Genomic DNA, 16989 nt, shown 5'->3' with positions numbered 1-16989 from the left:
TGTCACGAAGAGCAATGCAACAGTTCACCTGCGTGTCCGTCAAGCAGCAGCTGAAGTGCGCCGGTTCGCGCCGCGACGACCACGGGCCTCGATCCAGCGCGCGAGCGCGGTCAGCAGGAGGCACATGACGATGTAGATCGGACCGATCACGAGCACCACCGGGATGTAGGGGAACCCGGCGGCGTTCAGCGGCTGGCTGGCGATCTTCTTGCCGATGAACAGCAGCTCGTTGTAGGTGATGATGTACCCGAGCGAGGTGTCCTTGAGGGTGACGACCAGCTGGCCGATCATCGTGGGCAGCATCGAGCGCACGGCCTGCGGCACCAGGATGCCGCTCATCACCTGGGTCTTGCGCATGCCGAGGGCGTACGCCGCCTCACCCTGACCGCGCGGGACGGCGTTGACGCCGCTCCGGATGATCTCCGCCTGGACCGAGCCGTTGTAGAGCGTGAGCCCGAGCACGAGCGCCCACATCGGGTCCTTGGCGAAGAACGCGTAGTAGAGGGCGACGATCAGGATCAGCAGCGGCATCGCCCGGAAGAACTGGACGAAGCCGACGCAGAGCCAGCGGACCGGCCGGTGGTCGGAGAGCTGCCCGGCGGCCAGCAGCGCGCCGAGGGTGAGCGAGAACGCCGCGGCGAGGCCGAAGGCCTTCAGGGTGGCCAGCAGGCCGTCCAGGATCATCTGCTGGACGGTGTTGTACTGGAACGCGTCCCACATGTCCGCGTCGAACTGGCCGTTGTCGGCGAGCGCGCTGAAGACGTACCAGAGGAGGCCGGCGACGCCGATCAGCGAGAGGACGCCGAACAGGCGGTAGCGGGAGCGGGCCCTGGGGCCGGGGGTGTCGTAGAGGACACTGGCCGTCGCGGGGCGCTGGAACAGACTCATGCGCCCACCTCGCTGCGCTCGGCAGGGGCATTCGCCCGTGCGCACCTCTTGATGATTCGCTCGCTGCGCTCACTCATGCGCCCACCTCGCTGCGCTCGGCAGGGGCGTTCGCCCGTGCGCACCTCTTGATGATTCGCTCGCTGCGCTCGCTCATCGGGCCACCGCCAGTCGGGATTCCAGGAAGCGGAAGAACGTGGCGACCGTCGCGCTGATCAGCAGGTAGGCGCAGGCCACCCAGAAGAAGATCGCGAAGATCGAGTAGCCGCGCTCGGAGAAGGTCTGCTGGGAGCTGTACAGCTCGGCGACGCTGAACGCGCCGGCGATCGCCGAGTTCCTCGGCAGGGCGATGAACACGCTGCTCATCGGCGCCAGGACGGTCCGGGCGGCCTGCGGCAGGACGACCAGCGTGAGAGTCTGGCCGAAGGTCATGCCCAGGCTGCGGGCGGCCTCCGCCTGGCCGAGCGGCACGGTGTTGATGCCGGAGCGGATCACCTCGCAGACGAACGAGGCCGTGTACCCGCCGAGCGCCAGCACCGCGAAGGTCATGTGGCTGAAGTGCACACCCAGCGGCGGCAGGCCGAAGGTGACGGCGAAGAACAGCAGGGTCAGCGGGGTGTTGCGGAAGAGCGTCACCCAGGTGGTGCCGAAGGCGCGCAGGACCGGCACCGGGGAGACCCGGAAGGCCGCCAGCAGGGTGCCCAGCAGCAGGGCGAGCAGTGCGCTGAGGGCACTCAGCTCGATCGTCTGCAGGAAGCCGTCGCGGAACAACGCGAAGTTGTCGTCCTCGAACAGGAACCCCATCCGGCGGCCCTCCTCTCAATCAGGGTCGGGAATGTCGTGCGGAGGGCGGATCAGTAGCGGTCGAGGGCCGGGACGTCCGGCGCGGCGGAGCCGGAGGCACCGAGGGTCGCGTCGTACGCCTTCTTCCAGTCGCCGTTGTCCTCGTGGGCCTTGAGGGCGTCGCTGATGGCGTTGCGCAGCACCGTGTCGTCCTTGCCGAGGCCGACGCCGTAGTTCTCCTTGGTGAACGGCTTGCCGACGACCTTGAGCTTGCCGGCGTACTTGGAGGCGTAGCCCTTGAGGATGGCGTCGTCGGTGGTGACGGCGTCGACCTCGCCGGAGAGGAGCTTCTCGACGCAGGCCGAGTAGGTGTCGAACTGCGTGATCTTCGGGTTGTACTGCTGGATGTTCTTGATCGAGGTCGAGCCGGTGGCGGTGCAGACGTTCTTGCCGCCCACGCTCTCCGGGCCGGTGATCGAGGTGTTGTCCTGCTTCACCAGCAGGTCCTGGCCGGCGATGTAGTACGGGCCGGCGAAGGAGACGGTCTTCTTGCGCTCGTCGTTGATGCTGTAGGTGCCGACGTAGAAGTCGATCTGGCCCTTCTGGATGGCGGGCTCGCGCTGCGAGGAGACCAGGGTCTGCCACTTGATCTGCTGGGGGGTGAAGCCCAGGTCGGCGGCGATCATCTTGGCGATCTCGATGTCGAAGCCGCTGCGGTCGCCGCTGGCGACGTCCTCCCAGCCGAGGTTCGGCTGGTCGGCCTTGGCGCCGATGATCAGCTGGCCGCGCTTCTTGGCCTCGGCGATGACCGGCGAGTCGACCTTGGCGTCCGTCTTGACCGTGTAGGCCGGGAGCTTGGGGGCGTTGCTCGCGCTGGCGGCGGCACCGGGGGTGCCGTCCTTGCCGCAGGCGGCGGTGGCGGTGAGCGCGACGGCACAGAGCGCGACGGCGAGGGTGCGGGAAGTCCTCATGAGGGCGTTCTCCTGGGGCTGGGCCGCGGTTTCAACCGGGCTCTGGAGTCTGGAAGTCGTGCGCGGGCAGGGCCGATCGGCACTGTTGCCGGAGGCGGCCCCGCGTGGTCTCGAAGCGTCAGTGGTGCAGGATCTTCGAGAGGAAGTCCTTGGCGCGGTCGGAGCGCGGCGCCGTGAAGAAGGCATCGGGGGTGTTCTGCTCGACGATCTTGCCGTCGGCCATGAACAGCACGCGGTTGGCGGCGGAGCGGGCGAAGCCCATCTCGTGGGTGACCACGACCATCGTCATGCCCTCGGCGGCCAGTCGGCGCATGACCTCCAGCACCTCGTTGACCATCTCCGGGTCGAGCGCCGAGGTGGGCTCGTCGAAGAGCATCACCTTGGGCTTCATGGCCAGTGCGCGGGCGATCGCCACGCGCTGCTGCTGGCCGCCGGACAGCTGGGCGGGGAACTTGTCCGCCTGCGCGCCGACACCGACGCGGTCCAGCAGTTCCCGGGCGGTCTTCTCGGCCTGCGGGCGGGGCACCTTGCGCACCTTGACCTGGCCGATGACGACGTTCTCCAGCACGGTCTTGTGCGCGAAGAGGTTGAAGCTCTGGAACACCATGCCGACCTCGGCGCGCAGCCGGGCCAGCTCCTTGCCCTCGGCGGGCAGCGGCCGGCCGTCGATCGTGATCGTGCCGGAGTCGATGGTCTCCAGCCGGTTGATCGTCCGGCAGAGCGTGGACTTGCCCGAACCGGACGGGCCGATCAGCACGACCACCTCGCCCTGGGCGATCTGCAGGTCGATGTCCTGCAGGACGTGCAGCGCGCCGTAGTGCTTGTTGACGTTGTTCAGCACGACCAGTGGGGCGGCTGCGGGGGTGGAGTCCTGGACCGGGCTCTCGGTCATCGCGCCTGCTCCCTCTGTATCGGATCGTGCCTACCTGAGAAGTCTCAACTCCCTTGGGAGGCAATGGTGGTGCAAATCCGGGAGCCGCGACCGGCGGAGCCGCAGCCCCCGGTGGGCCGACCATAGGAGCCCTGACCGCGCGCCGTCAGCCGATCTGAGCGGAACTTGAGGATCACGAAACGGCCACACGCTCGGTACGTACTGTTCGCGAACGCGTCGACGGGGCATGTCACAGCGGGAATCCGCGCCGGTGCTCCCCGTCCCCCACGAGCCCGGTGCGCGGTCGAACCTGGCGCAGGACCGTCCGCTGGCCCATACTGCGCAGGACCGGGCCGGACCGATCGGCCCGGCGATCACCGGTGATCACGTGGGGGAAGGAGGAGAACAGGATGCGACTGCTGCTCGTCGAGGACGACGAACGCGTGGCCGCCGCGCTCGTCGCGGTACTGGGCCGGCACGGCTTCCAGGTCCGGCACGCGCGAAGCGGGCACGAGGCCCTGGACGCCCTGGTGCCGGACGGCAACGATCCGTACCGGGTGGTGCTGCTCGACCTCGGCCTGCCCGATCGCGACGGCTTCGAGGTGTGCAGCCGGATCAGGGCCGGCAGCGGTGTGCCCGTGATCATGGTCACTGCCCGCGCCGACGTCCGCTCCCGGATCCACGGCCTCAACCTGGGCGCCGACGACTACGTCACCAAGCCGTACGACATGGGCGAGCTGCTCGCCCGCATCCACGCGGTGGCCCGCCGCGGCGCCGCCCCCTCCTCGGCGTCGGTGCCCGCGCCCGACGCCGTGCCGCAGCAGCGCGGCCCGCTGGAGTCCCGCGGCATCCGGATCGACCGGGAGCGCCGCCGGGTCAGCGTGGACGGCCGCGACGTGCCGCTCACCCGCAAGGAGTTCGACCTGCTCGCCCTGCTCGCGCAGAGCCCCGGCGTGGTCTACCGGCGCGAGCAGATCTTCAGCGAGGTCTGGCGCAGCGGCTGGGAGGGCAACGGGCGCACCCTGGAGGTGCACATCGGCTCGCTGCGCAACAAGCTCGCGCTGCCCGGCCTGGTCGAGGCCGTCCGCGGCGTCGGCTACCGCCTGATCCCCGAGTCCCCGGCGCCCGCCGCTGCGGACCCGGCCCCGAACGCCCCCGCGGAGCACTGACCGCACGTGCGCACCCGCCTGCTCGGCATCCTGATCGCCCTCATGCTCTGCGTCCTGGCCGCCCTGGGGCTGCCGCTCGCGGCGGCGGTCGCGGCGGCCGAGCAGACCAGGGTCGTCGTCGACCGGCTCGACGACGCCGCCCGCTTCGCCCAGGACCTGCCCACCTCCGGCGCCGCCGACTCGGCGCGCAAGGGCGATCCGGAACCCGCCCCCGGGGACCTCAGCCGACAGCACTCGATCGACGCCGAGGTCCGCCGCTACTTCGACCTCTACGGCGTGCGCCTGGGCATCTTCCAGCGCGACGGCCTGCCGATCGCCGCCGCGCCCGCCGACTGGCGGGTGCCCACCGCCGGCTGGGGCGCCCAGGCCTTCCAGGAGGCGCTGGACGGGCGGCGCAGCCACAACCCGCCGCAGGTCTGGCCGTGGACGCCGGACCGGACGATCACCGTCGCCGCCCCGGTGGTGCGCGACGGCGACGTGGTCGCGGTGGTGCTGAGCGAGTCCCCCACCGGGGCGCTGCGCACCCGGGTGCTGCACAAGTGGCTGGTGCTGGTCGCGGGCGAGGCCGCCGCGATGATCGTCGCCGTGCTGCTGGCCGTCCGGCTCACCGAATGGGTGCTGCGTCCCGTGCGCACCCTGGACCGGGCCACCCACGACATCGCCACCGGCCGGATGGCCGCCCGGGTCGCCCCCGGCGGCGGCCCGCCCGAACTGCAGCGCCTGGCGCGCTCCTTCAACGAGATGGCGGACCACGTGGTGCTCGCCATGGACCAGCAGAAGGCCTTCGTCGCGGACGCCTCCCACCAGCTGCGCAACCCGCTCTCGGCACTGCTGCTGCGGGTCGAGGTGCTCGGCCTGGAGCTGCCCGAGGGCCACGAGGAGGAGCTCAGCGGCGTACGGGAGGAGGGCACCCGGCTCGCCCGGGTGCTGGACGACCTGCTCGGGCTGGCCACCGCCGAGCACGCCCGCCCCGAACCGGAGCGCACCGACCTGGCCGAGCTCACCCTGGCCCGGGTGGACGCCTGGCGGCCGGTCGCCGAGCAGCGCGGGATCGCACTGCGCTGGGACGGTCCGGCGCTGGCGGTCGGCATGGCGGACCCGATCGGCTTCGGCTCGGCCCTGGACGCCGTGGTGGACAACGCGCTCAAGTTCGGCCCGGCCGGCAGCGAGGTGCGCCTGCGGGTCTCGGTGCGCCGGGACGAGGTCGCGGTCACCGTCACCGACGCCGGGCCCGGCCTCACCGAGGACGAGCTGGCCCGGGCCGGCGACCGCTTCTGGCGCAGCCCCCGGCACCAGAACGTGGACGGCTCCGGGCTGGGCCTGTCCATCGCCCGCACGCTGCTGGCGGCCGGCGGCGGCTCGCTGGGCTTCGCGCCGGTCAAGCCGACCGGGCTCGCGGTGACGCTGGCGGTGCCGCGGCCGGAGAAGTAGCCGGGCCCGGTGGCCGGTGCCGGGCGCGCCCCGTCAAGGGCGGGGCATCGTCAAGGGCGGGGCGTCGTCACGGGCCGGGGGCACCGTCAGGGCTTCACCGAGCGGTAGTAGCGCGCCGCGCCCGTGTGCAGCGGGAGCGGGTCGGTGTAGACGGCGGTGCGCAGGTCGACCAGCTGGGCGGCGTGCACCTGGGCGCCGATCTGGTCGCGGCTGTCGATCACCGCGCGGGTCATGCCCTCGACCAGGTCCGGGTCCGCGTCGTCCCGGGTGATCAGCAGGTTGGGCACGGCCACCGTGGCCACGGCGTCCTTGGGCTCGGCGTTCGGGTAGGTGCCCGTGGGCATGGTGGCCGCCCGGTAGGCGTCGGTGCCGCCGCCCTCGGCCTTGTGCAGCGCCTCGGAGAGGTCGCTCAGCGGCACGATCCGGATCTTGACGTGGTCGGAGAGGTCGGTGAGCGCGCTGGTGGGCAGGCCGCCGGACCAGAAGAACGCGTCCAGCTCGCCCGTGCGCAGGTCGTCGGCGGCCTCGCCGACCCCCTTCGGCACCGGGACGATGTCCCGCTCCGGGTCCAGCCCGGCCGCGGCCAGCAGCCGCTTGGTCACCAGGTTCACCCCGGACTGCGGCAGGCCGACGCCGACCCGCAGGCCCTTGAGGTCGGCGGTGCGGTGCACCGGGGAGGAGGCCGGGACGATCAGCTGCAGGTAGTCGTCGTAGAGCCGGGCGATCGCCCGCAGCCGGCCCTTGTCCGGGCCCTGGTAGTCGGCGACCGCGTCGGCGGTGGCGATCGCGAAGGTGTCCCGGCCGGTGATCACCCGGTTGAGGTTCTCTATCGAGCCCTCGGTGTTGTCCAGGGCCAGCCGCACCCCCGGCATCGTCCCGGAGACGTGTGCCTGCAGCAACTGCCCGTACCGGTCGTAGACGCCGCGCTGCACGCCGGTGGCGAAGCGGACCTCCCCGCGCGGGTACCCGGGCGAGCGGCCCGCCGACAGCCACCAGCCGCCGAAGCCGGCGACCAGCAGCACCAGCACCAGCACCGTCCGCCACAGCGGGCTGCGCGCCGCGGTGCGGACGGCGGCGCCGAGGCGGGACGGGGTGGTGGGGGCCATGCAGGGATACTGCCAGGCGCTCCGGCCGAACGGGAGTGGAACGGGACGGGGAATGTTCGGTGAAAGGGCTGGGGAGGCTCCCGGGACGGGACGGGGAAGCTTCGGGAAAACCGCTGCGCGGCTGCCCGTACCCTGGTCTGGTGAGCGGTGAGAGCGGATTGAAGAGCTACAAGGTCGTCACGCACGGCTGTCAGATGAACGTCCACGACTCCGAGCGGCTGTCCGGGCTGCTGGAGGAGGCGGGCTACGTCAAGGCCGGGCCCGAGGGCGACCCGGACCTGGTGGTGTTCAACACCTGCGCGGTGCGCGAGAACGCCGACAACAAGCTGTACGGCAACCTCGGCCAGCTGGCGCCGGTCAAGAGCCGCCACCAGGGCATGCAGATCGCCGTCGGCGGCTGCCTGGCCCAGAAGGACCGCGACACCATCGTCAAGCGCGCCCCCTGGGTCGACGTGGTGTTCGGCACCCACAACATCGGGCACCTGCCGGCGCTGCTGGAGCGGGCCGCGATCGAGCGCAAGGCCCAGGTCGAGATCCTGGAGTCGCTGGAGACCTTCCCCTCCACCCTCCCGACCCGCCGCGACTCCGCGTACGCCGCCTGGGTCTCGATCTCGGTCGGCTGCAACAACACCTGCACCTTCTGCATCGTCCCCGCGCTGCGCGGCAAGGAGGAGGACCGCCGCCCCGGCGACGTCCTCGCCGAGATCGAGGCGCTGGTGGACGAGGGCGTCATCGAGGTCACCCTGCTCGGCCAGAACGTCAACGCCTACGGCTCCGACCTGGGCGACCGCGAGGCCTTCTCCAAGCTGCTGCGCGCCGCCGGGCAGGTCGAGGGCCTGGAGCGGATCCGCTTCACCTCGCCGCACCCGCGCGACTTCACCGACGACGTGATCGCCGCGATGGCCGAGACGCCGAACGTGATGCACCAGCTGCACATGCCGCTGCAGTCCGGCTCGGACCGCGTGCTCAAGGCGATGCGCCGCTCCTACCGCCAGGAACGCTTCCTCGGGATCATCGCGAAGGTCCGCGAGGCGATGCCGGACGCGGCGATCTCCACCGACATCATCGTGGGCTTCCCCGGCGAGACCGAGGAGGACTTCGAGGACACCATGCACGTCGTCCGCGAGGCCCGCTTCACCAACGCCTTCACCTTCCAGTACTCCAAGCGCCCCGGCACCCCGGCGGCGGAGATGGAGGACCAGGTGCCGAAGGAGGTCGTGCAGGCCCGCTACGACCGCCTGATCGCCCTCCAGGAGGAGATCTCCTGGGAGGAGAACAAGAAGCAGGTCGGGCGGACCCTGGAGATCCTGGTCGCCGAGGGCGAGGGCAAGAAGGACGACCAGACCCGGCGCCTCTCCGGCCGGGCGCCCGACAACCGCCTGGTCCACTTCACCAAGCCCGAGGAGCCGGTGCGCCCGGGCGACATGGTGACCGTCGAGATCACCTACGCCGCCCCGCACCACCTGCTGGCCGAGGGCCCGACGCTCGCGGTGCGCCGCACCCGGGCCGGTGACGCCTGGGAGAAGCGCCAGGCCAAGCCCGCCGCCAAGCCGGCCGGTGTGATGCTCGGACTGCCGTCCGTCGGCGCCCCGGCCGCGCTGCCCCTGGCGGCGCCGGCGGGCGGGGCCTGCTGCGGCGACTGACGCGCTGCCCGTACCGGCGGCCCGGTGGGACTCCCGAGTCCCGCCGGGCCGCCGTCGTCGTTGGCTAGAGTGATCCACATGCTGGTAGCCGCCGCCGTGTGCCCCTGTCCGCCGCTGCTCGTCCCGGAGGTCGCCGCCGGGGCGGCGAGCGAGCTGGACGCGCTGCGCGCCGCCTGCGACGAGGCGCTGGCGGCGCTGGTCGCGGCCGGGCCGCAGCTGGTCGTGGTGGTCGGCACCGGGCCGGAGGCCGAGGTGTGGACCGAGGGCGGGGCCGGCTCCTTCCACCGCTACGGGGTGCCGCTGGTCGCCAAGCTGCCGGGGGAGCGGGTGGAGGGGCCGGAGCTGGCGCCCTCCCTGACCGTCGGCGCCTGGCTGCTGGAGCGCGCCGGGGTGACCCTGCCGACGCACGCCTGCGCGGTGCCCGCCGACGCCCCGGCCGACCGGATGCTCGGCCTCGGCCAGGGCCTGGCCGGGCTCGCCGACCGGGTCGCCCTGCTGGTGCTCGGCGACGGCAGCGCCTGCCGCTCGGTGAAGGCGCCCGGCTACCTGGACGAGCGGGCCGAGGGCTTCGACGCGGCGCTGGCCGCCGCCCTGGGCTCGGCCGACCTGCCCGCCCTGGCCGCGCTGGACGCGGGCCTGGCCGCCGAGCTCAAGGCCGGGGGACGGGCGCCCTGGCAGGTGCTGGCCGGCGCCGCGGAGGGCGCCGGCCTGACCGGGCGGCTGGGCTACCAGGAGGCGCCGTACGGGGTCGGGTACTTCGTGGCGTCCTGGTCCTGACGCGCGTCAGGACCGCGGGGGCTGCCCCGGCTCGCCCGGCTTCGGCTTGTGGGCGAAGTCGCCGACGGCGTCCTTGGCCTTGTCGGCACCGTGCTCGATCTTGTCGCTGTACTTGCCCTTGGTCGCCTTGTCGATCGCGCCGCCGGCCTTGTCCACGGCCCGCTCGATCTGGTCGCTGTGCTTGCCGGCCAGCTCGCTGGCCTTCTCCTTGAACTCCTCGGCCTTGCCCTTGAGGTTGTCCATCAGACCCATGGCGGTCTCACCCTTCCCTGTCGTCCGTCGGTCCCCGTCCCCTGCACAACGTCCGTACCCCGCGAGGCGTTCGCAAACCGGGCATCACCTGGGGAAACGGCCGGAAGCGGTCCGGAGGAGGGCCCCGGGAACGGTCCCGTCGTCGCGCCGCGGCGGGCGACCGGCAGCCCGGTCCCCGGCGCCGCGCGGGTTTTGCGAGACTGGAACGGTGAGCAGCCTCCGCACCCCGCGTGTCATCTCGATCGTCGGCGCGACCGCCGCCGGCAAGTCCGACCTGGCCGTCGCCCTCGCCCGCAGCCTCGACGGCGAGGTGATCAACACCGACTCGATGCAGCTGTACCGGGGCATGGACATCGGCACCGCCAAGCTCACCGTGGACGAGCGCGGCGGAGTGCCGCACCACCTGATGGACGTCTGGGACGTCACCGAGGCCGCCAGCGTCGCCGAGTTCCAGCGGCTGGCCCGGGCCGAGATCGACCGGCTGCTCGCCGCCGGGCGCACGCCCGTCCTGGTCGGCGGCTCCGGGCTGTACGTCCGGGCGGCGATCGACGAGATGGAGTTCCCCGGCACCGACCCGCAGGTGCGGGCCCGACTGGAGGCCGAGCTGGCGGAGGCCGGCCCGTACGTGCTGCACCGGCGGCTTTCCGAGCTGGACCCGGCCGCCGCCGAGGCGATCCTGACCAGCAACGGGCGGCGGATCGTCCGGGCGCTGGAGGTCATCGAGATCACCGGCCTGCCGTTCACCGCCAACCTGCCGACCAACACCGCCGTCTACGACGCCGTGCAGATCGGCGTCGCCGTGCCGCGCCCCGAACTGGACGAGCGGATCGCGCTGCGGGTCGACCGGATGTGGGAGGCCGGGCTGCTCGACGAGGTGCGGGCGCTGGAGCGGATCGGGCTCCGGGAGGGGAAGACCGCCTCCCGGGCGCTCGGCTACCAGCAGGTGCTCGACCACTTCGCCGGCGAGTGCACCGAGGACGAGGCGCGGGCCGAGACCGTCCGGGCCACCAAGCGCTTCGCCCGCCGCCAGGAGTCCTGGTTCCGCCGGGACGACCGGATCAACTGGCTCTCCCGACCGGCCGGCACCGACCCCTCGGAGCTGCTCGGGCGCTCCCTCGAACTGATCGAGCGTCAGGGAGTTCCGGCCGTCTAGGACGGGTTCCGGCCAATTCGGCGGTGCACCTGCGCGCGCAGGTGGGCGTGCAGGACGAACCGGCGGTCACGGCCCGATCACGTGATGGCCACGGATCACCCGCCGACCCCGGTCAGGCCCGGAACGCCCCCCTGGACATGCCATCATCGATGCCATAGGGGTCGGCCGAACGGGCCGACCGTGCCCGGCCGCGAGTCCGCTCGTGTCGAACAGTCAGGGGAGGCCGTGTGTCGACGGGTACCGGCCCCGAGCCCGGTCAGAGCGGGAGCGTCACCGCGCCGGCCGAGGAGTTCGACGAGTCGACGATGGGCGACCTCCCCGTGCTGACCGGACTGGAGGCGCCGACCTCGTACGCGGCCGCGGTGCCCGCCCTGGACACCCGCACCCCGCCCGGCGGCGCGGTGCACGAGCGGGAGATCCGCCCGCTGCGCCGACTGCGCTGGTGGCAGACGCTGCCGATCGCCCTGATGGGCACCCTCGGCTCGCTGATGTTCGCCTTCCCGCTCGCCTTCGGCTCGGCCGGCGCGCGCGCCACCATGGTCGGGATGCTCGGGCTGCTGCTCACCGCCGCCTCGGTCGGCTGGGGCGCGATGGCCGCCCGGCACGCGGGCTACACGTGGCCCGGGCTGCCGCGCCGGGGCTCCGGGCAGCGGGCCGGCTGGAAGGCGATCGTGGTCTACACCCTGATCGCGCTGACCGCGTGCGCGCTCGCGGTCTGGCGGGTCGCCTACCTGCGCTGAGCGCCTCCGCCCGGCTCAGTACCATCGGGAGGGTGAGCACATCCTCTCCCCGGCACGACGGCATCCCCTTCTTCAAGGGGCACGGCACCCAGAACGACTTCGTCATCATCCCGGACCCGGACGGCGCGCTGGAGATCGGTCCCGAGACCGTCGCCGCGCTGTGCGACCGGCGGGCCGGCATCGGCGGGGACGGGCTGCTGCGCGTGGTGCGCTCGGCCGCCGACCCGGCCGCCAGGGGGATGGCCGACCGGGCCGAGTGGTTCATGGACTACCGCAACTCCGACGGCAGCATCGCCGAGATGTGCGGCAACGGCCTGCGGGTCTTCGCCCGCTTCCTGGTCGAGGCCGGCCTGGCCAAGCCCGGCGAGCTGGCCGTCGCGACCCGCTCCGGGGTGCTCACCGCGACGGTCGCGGAGGCCGCCGAGGACGGCACGCCCGGCGACGTCACCATCGACATGGGCCGCGCCCGGCTGCCCGGGCCGGACGGCATCGAGGTCACGGTCGGCGAGCGGCGCTGGCCGGCGCTGAACGTCAACATGGGCAACCCGCACGCGGTGGCCTTCGTGGAGAGCCTCGACCACGCCGGGAAGCTGGTCGACGCGCCGCTCACCAGCCCGGAGGGCGTCTACCCGGAGGGCGTCAACGTCGAGTTCGTGGTGGACCGCGGGCCGCGGCACGTCGCGATGCGGGTGCACGAGCGCGGCTCGGGCGAGACCCGCTCCTGCGGCACCGGGGCCTGCGCGGTCGCGGTGGCCGCCATCCGCCGGGACGGCGTCGACCCGGCCGTCACCGGCGAGTCCGTCGCGTACACCGTGGACGTGCTGGGCGGCCGACTGGTCATCACCGAGCACCCGGACGGCGGGGTGCAGATGGCCGGGCCGGCGGTGATCGTGGCCGAGGGACGGCTGGACGGGCGCTGGTGGGAGTCCGTGCACCGCGGCTGACGGCCCGGTTTGCCCAATTCGTGCGGTGACGAATCCCCCCGATCGGGTGATACCGGTCGCGGACGGGAACCACGGCGTCGCGGAACGTGCTCTGCTCGGTAGCATGGACCACCGGGTCGATCACCCCTGGGAGGGGTAGCAGGATCACCCCCTCTGGAGGGGCCGCGCCCGGCGACGTTGCCGGAGGTGCCGATGACCATCGAAGCCGGGCAGTCCCTGACGGGGCAGCCGACGACCGTACGGCAGGCCGGGGCCAGGAGGCCCCTCGGAGAGCTCGGCCGGGCAGCCCTCGGCCGGGCCGGCCGGGCCGCGTTACTGGCCACCGGGCGGCCGCCCGTGCCGGACGCCCTGGAACCGCTCGTCCGGGTGCACCGCCGGCACCACCCGCAGGCCGACCTCGGCCTGCTCGCCCGGGCGTACCGGCTCGCCGAGGCCAGCCACCGCGGCCAGAAGCGCAAGAGCGGCGAGCCGTACATCACCCACCCGCTGGCCGTCACCATGATCCTGGCCCAACTCGGCGCCGGGACCACCACCCTGGTCGCCTCGCTGCTCCACGACACCGTCGAGGACACCGAGTTGACCCTGGACCAGGTGGGCGCGAGCTTCGGGCCCGAAGTCGCCTACCTGGTCGACGGGGTGACGAAGCTGGAGAAGGTCGACTTCGGCGCCGCCGCCGAGGCGGAGACCTTCCGCAAGATGCTGGTCGCCACCGGGGACGATGTCCGGGTGATGGTGATCAAGCTGGCCGACCGGCTGCACAACATGCGCACCATCCGGCACATGAAGCCGGCCAGCCAGGTGCGGATCGCCAAGGTCACCCGGGACGTGCTGATCCCGCTGGCCGAACGGCTCGGCATCCAGGTGCTCAAGGCGGAGCTGGAGGACATCGTCTTCGCCACCCTGCACCCCGAGGAGCACGCCCGCACCCGCGCCCTGATGGCCGGTCACGAGGCGGGGTCGGACACCGTGCTGGAGCCCTTCGCCCGGCAGCTGGCCCGCCAGCTGGCCGAGGCCGGGGTGGCCGCCGAGGTGACCGTCCGGCCCCGGCACTGCGTCTCGCTGCACCGGGTGCTGCTCGGACGGACCGGCGCGCCCGGACCGGACGGCCGGCCGCAGGGCCCGCGGCCGGCCGACTTCGGGCGGCTGCTGGTGGTGGTCGAGGAGAACGCGGACTGCTACGCCGTGCTCGGCGAACTCCACACTTGCTGGACGCCGCTGCCCGGGGAGTTCAAGGACTTCGTCGCCGCGCCCAAGTTCAACCTCTACCAGTCGCTGCACACCGCCGTGGCGCTGAGCGGCGGCGCGGTGGTCGAGGTGCTGGTCCGCACCCGCCGGATGCACGACGTCGCCGAGACCGGGGTGGTCGCGCTGGGCGACCCCTCCCCGGCCGCCACCGCCCAGGACGCCGACGAACTGGACCGCACCGACCCGGCCCGGCCGGGCTGGCTCAGCCGACTGCTGGAGTGGCAGCAGGAGACGCCCGACCCGGACGCCTTCTGGTCCGCGCTCACCGCCGACCTGGCCGGCGACCGCGAGATCACCGTGGTGACGGAAGGCGGCGAAACGCTTCAGCTGAGGGCCGGCGCCACCTGCGTGGACGCGGCCTACCTGCTCGGCGAGGAGACCGGCCACCGATGTATCGGGGTCCGGGTCAACGGGCGGCTCAGCGCGCTCTCCACCGTGCTGGAGGACGGCGACCTGATCGCGGTGCTCACCGAGACCCTGCCGGCGGGCGGCGGCCAGCCCTCCGGCCCCGCCCCCGAATGGCTGGCGCACGCCCGCACCCCCGCCGCCCGGCTGGCCATCGAGCGCTGGCTGGCCGACCCGCCGGCCCGGCCGCCGGCCGTCCGCACCGGCCCGGCCGCGGCCCAGCCCGCCCCGCCCGGCCGGCGCACCGCCGAGAAGCGGGCCGCCCCGGTCGCGGTGGCCGGACGGCCCGGGGCGACCGTACGGCTGGCACGCTGCTGCACGCCCGTCCCGCCGGACGAGGTGGCCGGCTACCCGATCCGCGGCGGCGCGGTGGCCGTGCACCGCACCGGTTGCCCGGCGGGGGAGCGGATGCGGGCCGACGGACGGGTCGCGCTGGAGGTCCGCTGGCAGCCGCAGGACGCCCCGGCGGCCGGGCACCGGGCCACCCTGCGGGCCGAGGCGCTGAACCGGCCCCGGCTGCTGGCCGACCTCACGGCGGCGATCTCCGCCCAGGGGGTCGGCATCGTGTCGGCCGAGGTCGAGCCGCCGCAGGAGTCGCGGGTCCGGCACACCTACACCGTCGAACTGCCCGCGCCGGGCGCCCTGCCGGGGCTGATGCGGGCGATGCTGCGGGTCTCCGGGGTGTTCGACGTCAGCCGTCCGCACGGCCCGGCGGGAGGGTAGGCGCCGGCCCGGGGGCACGGCGGGTCGGGCCGGGCCGACCCGCCGCGCTCCGGTGAAATGGGGATGACCCGCCCGCGCCGGGCGTGCGACCATCATGGGGAATTCACGGCCGGTCCGCGGCGTTCCCAGGGCACAGGAGCCCCGGGTGTCACCCGAGGACCCGAGGGGTAGCTCACCCCGCCCGGACGGTAGCCGGGGCGGCAGCTGGGCAGACTCCTGAGGGGACCGTCCGGTCCCCCGAGCCACCCGTACCAGCGAGCCAAAGGACAGAATGACCTCCACGTTCGACACCCGCGACCACGCCGACGCTCCGCGCCGCTTCGACGGTCTGCGGGCGGAAGCCCTCATGGACGAGGACCTCGCGGCCATCGACGAGGACCTCGGCCACCACTACGACGGCGACCAGTACGACCGCAGCGAGCGCGCCGCCCTGCGCCGGGTCGCCGGCCTCTCCACCGAACTCGAAGACGTCACCGAGGTCGAGTACCGCCAGCTCCGCCTGGAGCGCGTGGTGCTCGTCGGCGTCTGGACCGACGGCACCCTGGAGGAGGCGGAGAACTCCATGGCGGAGCTCGCCGCGCTCGCCGAGACCGCCGGCTCCGAGGTGCTGGACGGCGTCATCCAGCGCCGCGACAAGCCCGACGCGGCCACCTACATCGGCTCCGGCAAGGCGAAGGAGCTGCGCGACATCGTCGCCTCCAGCGGCGCCGACACCGTGGTCTGCGACGGTGAGCTCACCCCCGGCCAGCTGATCCACCTGGAGGACGTGGTCAAGGTCAAGGTCGTCGACCGGACGGCCCTGATCCTGGACATCTTCGCCCAGCACGCCAAGTCCCGGGAGGGCAAGGCGCAGGTCTCGCTCGCGCAGATGCAGTACATGCTGCCGCGGCTGCGAGGCTGGGGTCAGTCGCTGTCCCGGCAGATGGGTGGTGGCGGCTCCGGCTCGTCCGGCGGCGGCATGGCCACCCGTGGTCCCGGTGAGACCAAGATCGAGACCGACCGGCGCCGGATCCGCGAGAAGATGGCGAAGCTCCGCAGGGAGATCGCCGACATGAAGAAGGGCCGCGACACCAAGCGCCAGGAGCGCAAGCGCCACCAGGTGCCGTCGGTGGCCATCGCCGGGTACACCAACGCCGGCAAGTCCTCCCTGCTCAACCGGCTCACCGGCGCGGGCGTGCTGGTGGAGAACGCGCTGTTCGCCACCCTGGACCCGACGGTCCGCCGGGCCCAGACCCCGAGCGGGCGGGTCTACACCCTGGCCGACACCGTCGGCTTCGTCCGGCACCTGCCGCACCACCTGGTCGAGGCCTTCCGCTCGACCATGGAGGAGGTCGCCGACGCGGACCTCATCCTGCACGTGGTGGACGGCTCGCACCCCGAGCCGGAGACGCAGCTGGCCGCCGTCCGCGAGGTCATCGTCTCGGTCGACGCACAGAACGTGCCGGAGATCGTGGTGATCAACAAGGCGGACGCCGCCGACCCGCACGTGCTGCAGCGCCTGCTGCGCCGCGAGCCGCACGCCATCGTGGTGTCGGCCCGCAGCGGCGCGGGCATCGAGGAGCTGCTCAAGCTCATCGACGACGAGCTGCCGCGACCGGCCGTCGAGGTGCGGGCCCTGGTGCCCTACACCCAGGGCGCGCTGGTCTCCCGGGTGCACGCGGAGGGCGAGCTGCTCTCCACCGAGCACACCGGCGAGGGCACGCTGCTGCACGCCAAGGTGGCGGCCGAGCTGGCCGCTGAGCTGGAGCACTTCGCGGTGGCCCTGCAGGGCTGACGCGCGAGCGCACGGAGGGCCCCGGACCACAGCGGTCCGGGGCCCTCCGCGTGCTCGCGCGGGTCGTAGGCCGGGGGCCCGTCGGCCGGGGACCGTCGACCGGGGGCTCGCTGACGG

Annotated in this window: 15 protein-coding genes; 9 read left to right on the top strand and 6 right to left on the bottom strand. The window is 73.0% G+C overall.

Annotated elements, in window-relative coordinates; all coding sequences use genetic code 11:
- Window positions 1-39 precede the first annotated feature (39 nt).
- The 4 genes from ABT048_RS23360 to ABT048_RS23345 form a co-directional block, all read right to left on the bottom strand.
- Entirely contained in the window at window positions 40-888 is an 849-nt protein-coding gene (locus ABT048_RS23360) for an amino acid ABC transporter permease (protein ID WP_350523394.1), read from the bottom strand.
- Between the two features lie 150 nt (window positions 889-1038).
- Window positions 1039-1689, bottom strand: coding sequence for an amino acid ABC transporter permease (locus ABT048_RS23355; RefSeq protein WP_350523393.1), 651 nt, complete (start codon window positions 1687-1689; stop codon window positions 1039-1041).
- A gap of 50 nt (window positions 1690-1739) precedes the next feature.
- Window positions 1740-2639 (bottom strand): glutamate ABC transporter substrate-binding protein, encoded by a 900-nt coding sequence (locus tag ABT048_RS23350; protein WP_350523392.1) that lies wholly within the window; start codon window positions 2637-2639, stop codon window positions 1740-1742.
- A gap of 118 nt (window positions 2640-2757) precedes the next feature.
- Window positions 2758-3531, bottom strand: coding sequence for an amino acid ABC transporter ATP-binding protein (locus tag ABT048_RS23345; RefSeq protein ID WP_350523391.1), 774 nt, complete (start codon window positions 3529-3531; stop codon window positions 2758-2760).
- 389 nt (window positions 3532-3920) lie between these two features.
- Between ABT048_RS23345 and ABT048_RS23340 the strand changes: the two genes are divergently transcribed.
- The gene (locus ABT048_RS23340) at window positions 3921-4679 is read left to right on the top strand and encodes a response regulator transcription factor (protein WP_350523390.1); all 759 of its coding nucleotides are present in this window, start codon (window positions 3921-3923) and stop codon (window positions 4677-4679) included.
- A 6-nt stretch (window positions 4680-4685) separates the two neighbouring features.
- Complete coding sequence (locus ABT048_RS23335; protein WP_350523389.1) at window positions 4686-6110, top strand: sensor histidine kinase; 1425 nt, start codon at window positions 4686-4688, stop codon at window positions 6108-6110.
- Window positions 6111-6196: 86 nt separating this feature from the next.
- Here ABT048_RS23335 and ABT048_RS23330 read toward each other — a convergent pair whose 3' ends face one another.
- Window positions 6197-7216: a TAXI family TRAP transporter solute-binding subunit gene (locus ABT048_RS23330; RefSeq protein WP_350523388.1), complete on the bottom strand. Its 1020-nt coding sequence runs from the start codon at window positions 7214-7216 to the stop codon at window positions 6197-6199.
- Window positions 7217-7356: 140 nt separating this feature from the next.
- On the opposite strand from ABT048_RS23330, the gene miaB reads away from it, so the two are divergent.
- Both miaB and ABT048_RS23320 read left to right on the top strand, forming a co-directional pair.
- The gene (gene miaB, locus ABT048_RS23325; RefSeq protein WP_350523387.1) at window positions 7357-8859 is read left to right on the top strand and encodes a tRNA (N6-isopentenyl adenosine(37)-C2)-methylthiotransferase MiaB; all 1503 of its coding nucleotides are present in this window, start codon (window positions 7357-7359) and stop codon (window positions 8857-8859) included.
- 78 nt (window positions 8860-8937) lie between these two features.
- Window positions 8938-9636 (top strand): class III extradiol dioxygenase subunit B-like domain-containing protein, encoded by a 699-nt coding sequence (locus ABT048_RS23320; RefSeq protein WP_350523386.1) that lies wholly within the window; start codon window positions 8938-8940, stop codon window positions 9634-9636.
- Between the two features lie 6 nt (window positions 9637-9642).
- Here the strand turns inward: ABT048_RS23320 and ABT048_RS23315 are convergent, their stop codons facing one another.
- The gene (locus ABT048_RS23315; protein ID WP_350523385.1) at window positions 9643-9888 is read right to left on the bottom strand and encodes an antitoxin; all 246 of its coding nucleotides are present in this window, start codon (window positions 9886-9888) and stop codon (window positions 9643-9645) included.
- A 208-nt stretch (window positions 9889-10096) separates the two neighbouring features.
- Between ABT048_RS23315 and miaA the strand changes: the two genes are divergently transcribed.
- From miaA to hflX, 5 genes are all read left to right on the top strand, one after another.
- Complete coding sequence (miaA, locus tag ABT048_RS23310; protein WP_350523384.1) at window positions 10097-11041, top strand: tRNA (adenosine(37)-N6)-dimethylallyltransferase MiaA; 945 nt, start codon at window positions 10097-10099, stop codon at window positions 11039-11041.
- Window positions 11042-11268: 227 nt separating this feature from the next.
- Window positions 11269-11781 carry a hypothetical protein gene (locus ABT048_RS23305; protein ID WP_350523383.1) on the top strand — a complete coding sequence of 171 codons (513 nt, stop codon included), beginning with the start codon at window positions 11269-11271 and terminating at the stop codon, window positions 11779-11781.
- 32 nt (window positions 11782-11813) lie between these two features.
- A complete protein-coding gene (dapF, locus tag ABT048_RS23300; RefSeq protein ID WP_350523382.1) occupies window positions 11814-12725 on the top strand; it encodes a diaminopimelate epimerase in 912 nt (303 codons plus the stop codon).
- Window positions 12726-12917: 192 nt separating this feature from the next.
- Window positions 12918-15098: a RelA/SpoT family protein gene (locus ABT048_RS23295; RefSeq protein WP_350523381.1), complete on the top strand. Its 2181-nt coding sequence runs from the start codon at window positions 12918-12920 to the stop codon at window positions 15096-15098.
- Window positions 15099-15369: 271 nt separating this feature from the next.
- Window positions 15370-16872 carry a GTPase HflX gene (gene hflX, locus ABT048_RS23290; protein ID WP_350523380.1) on the top strand — a complete coding sequence of 501 codons (1503 nt, stop codon included), beginning with the start codon at window positions 15370-15372 and terminating at the stop codon, window positions 16870-16872.
- The last annotated feature ends 117 nt before the right edge of the window (window positions 16873-16989 follow it).

Origin of the sequence: Kitasatospora sp. NPDC096140 (assembly GCF_040303045.1) — a bacterium.
Classification (GTDB): domain Bacteria; phylum Actinomycetota; class Actinomycetes; order Streptomycetales; family Streptomycetaceae; genus Kitasatospora.
This window is presented reverse-complemented; position numbering and strand designations above follow the sequence as displayed.

Bases quoted from the DNA above. Each gene is read 5' to 3' on its own strand.
- ABT048_RS23340 (WP_350523390.1), top strand. From the start codon at position 3,921: ATGCGACTGCTGCTCGTCGAGGACGACGAACGCGTGGCCGCCGCGCTC.
- ABT048_RS23330 (WP_350523388.1), bottom strand. From the start codon at position 7,216: ATGGCCCCCACCACCCCGTCCCGCCTCGGCGCCGCCGTCCGCACCGCG.
- ABT048_RS23360 (WP_350523394.1), bottom strand. From the start codon at position 888: ATGAGTCTGTTCCAGCGCCCCGCGACGGCCAGTGTCCTCTACGACACC.
- ABT048_RS23345 (WP_350523391.1), bottom strand. From the start codon at position 3,531: ATGACCGAGAGCCCGGTCCAGGACTCCACCCCCGCAGCCGCCCCACTG.
- hflX (WP_350523380.1), top strand. From the start codon at position 15,370: ATGACCTCCACGTTCGACACCCGCGACCACGCCGACGCTCCGCGCCGC.
- ABT048_RS23295 (WP_350523381.1), top strand. From the start codon at position 12,918: ATGACCATCGAAGCCGGGCAGTCCCTGACGGGGCAGCCGACGACCGTA.
- ABT048_RS23350 (WP_350523392.1), bottom strand. From the start codon at position 2,639: ATGAGGACTTCCCGCACCCTCGCCGTCGCGCTCTGTGCCGTCGCGCTC.
- ABT048_RS23355 (WP_350523393.1), bottom strand. From the start codon at position 1,689: ATGGGGTTCCTGTTCGAGGACGACAACTTCGCGTTGTTCCGCGACGGC.
- ABT048_RS23320 (WP_350523386.1), top strand. From the start codon at position 8,938: ATGCTGGTAGCCGCCGCCGTGTGCCCCTGTCCGCCGCTGCTCGTCCCG.
- ABT048_RS23315 (WP_350523385.1), bottom strand. From the start codon at position 9,888: ATGGGTCTGATGGACAACCTCAAGGGCAAGGCCGAGGAGTTCAAGGAG.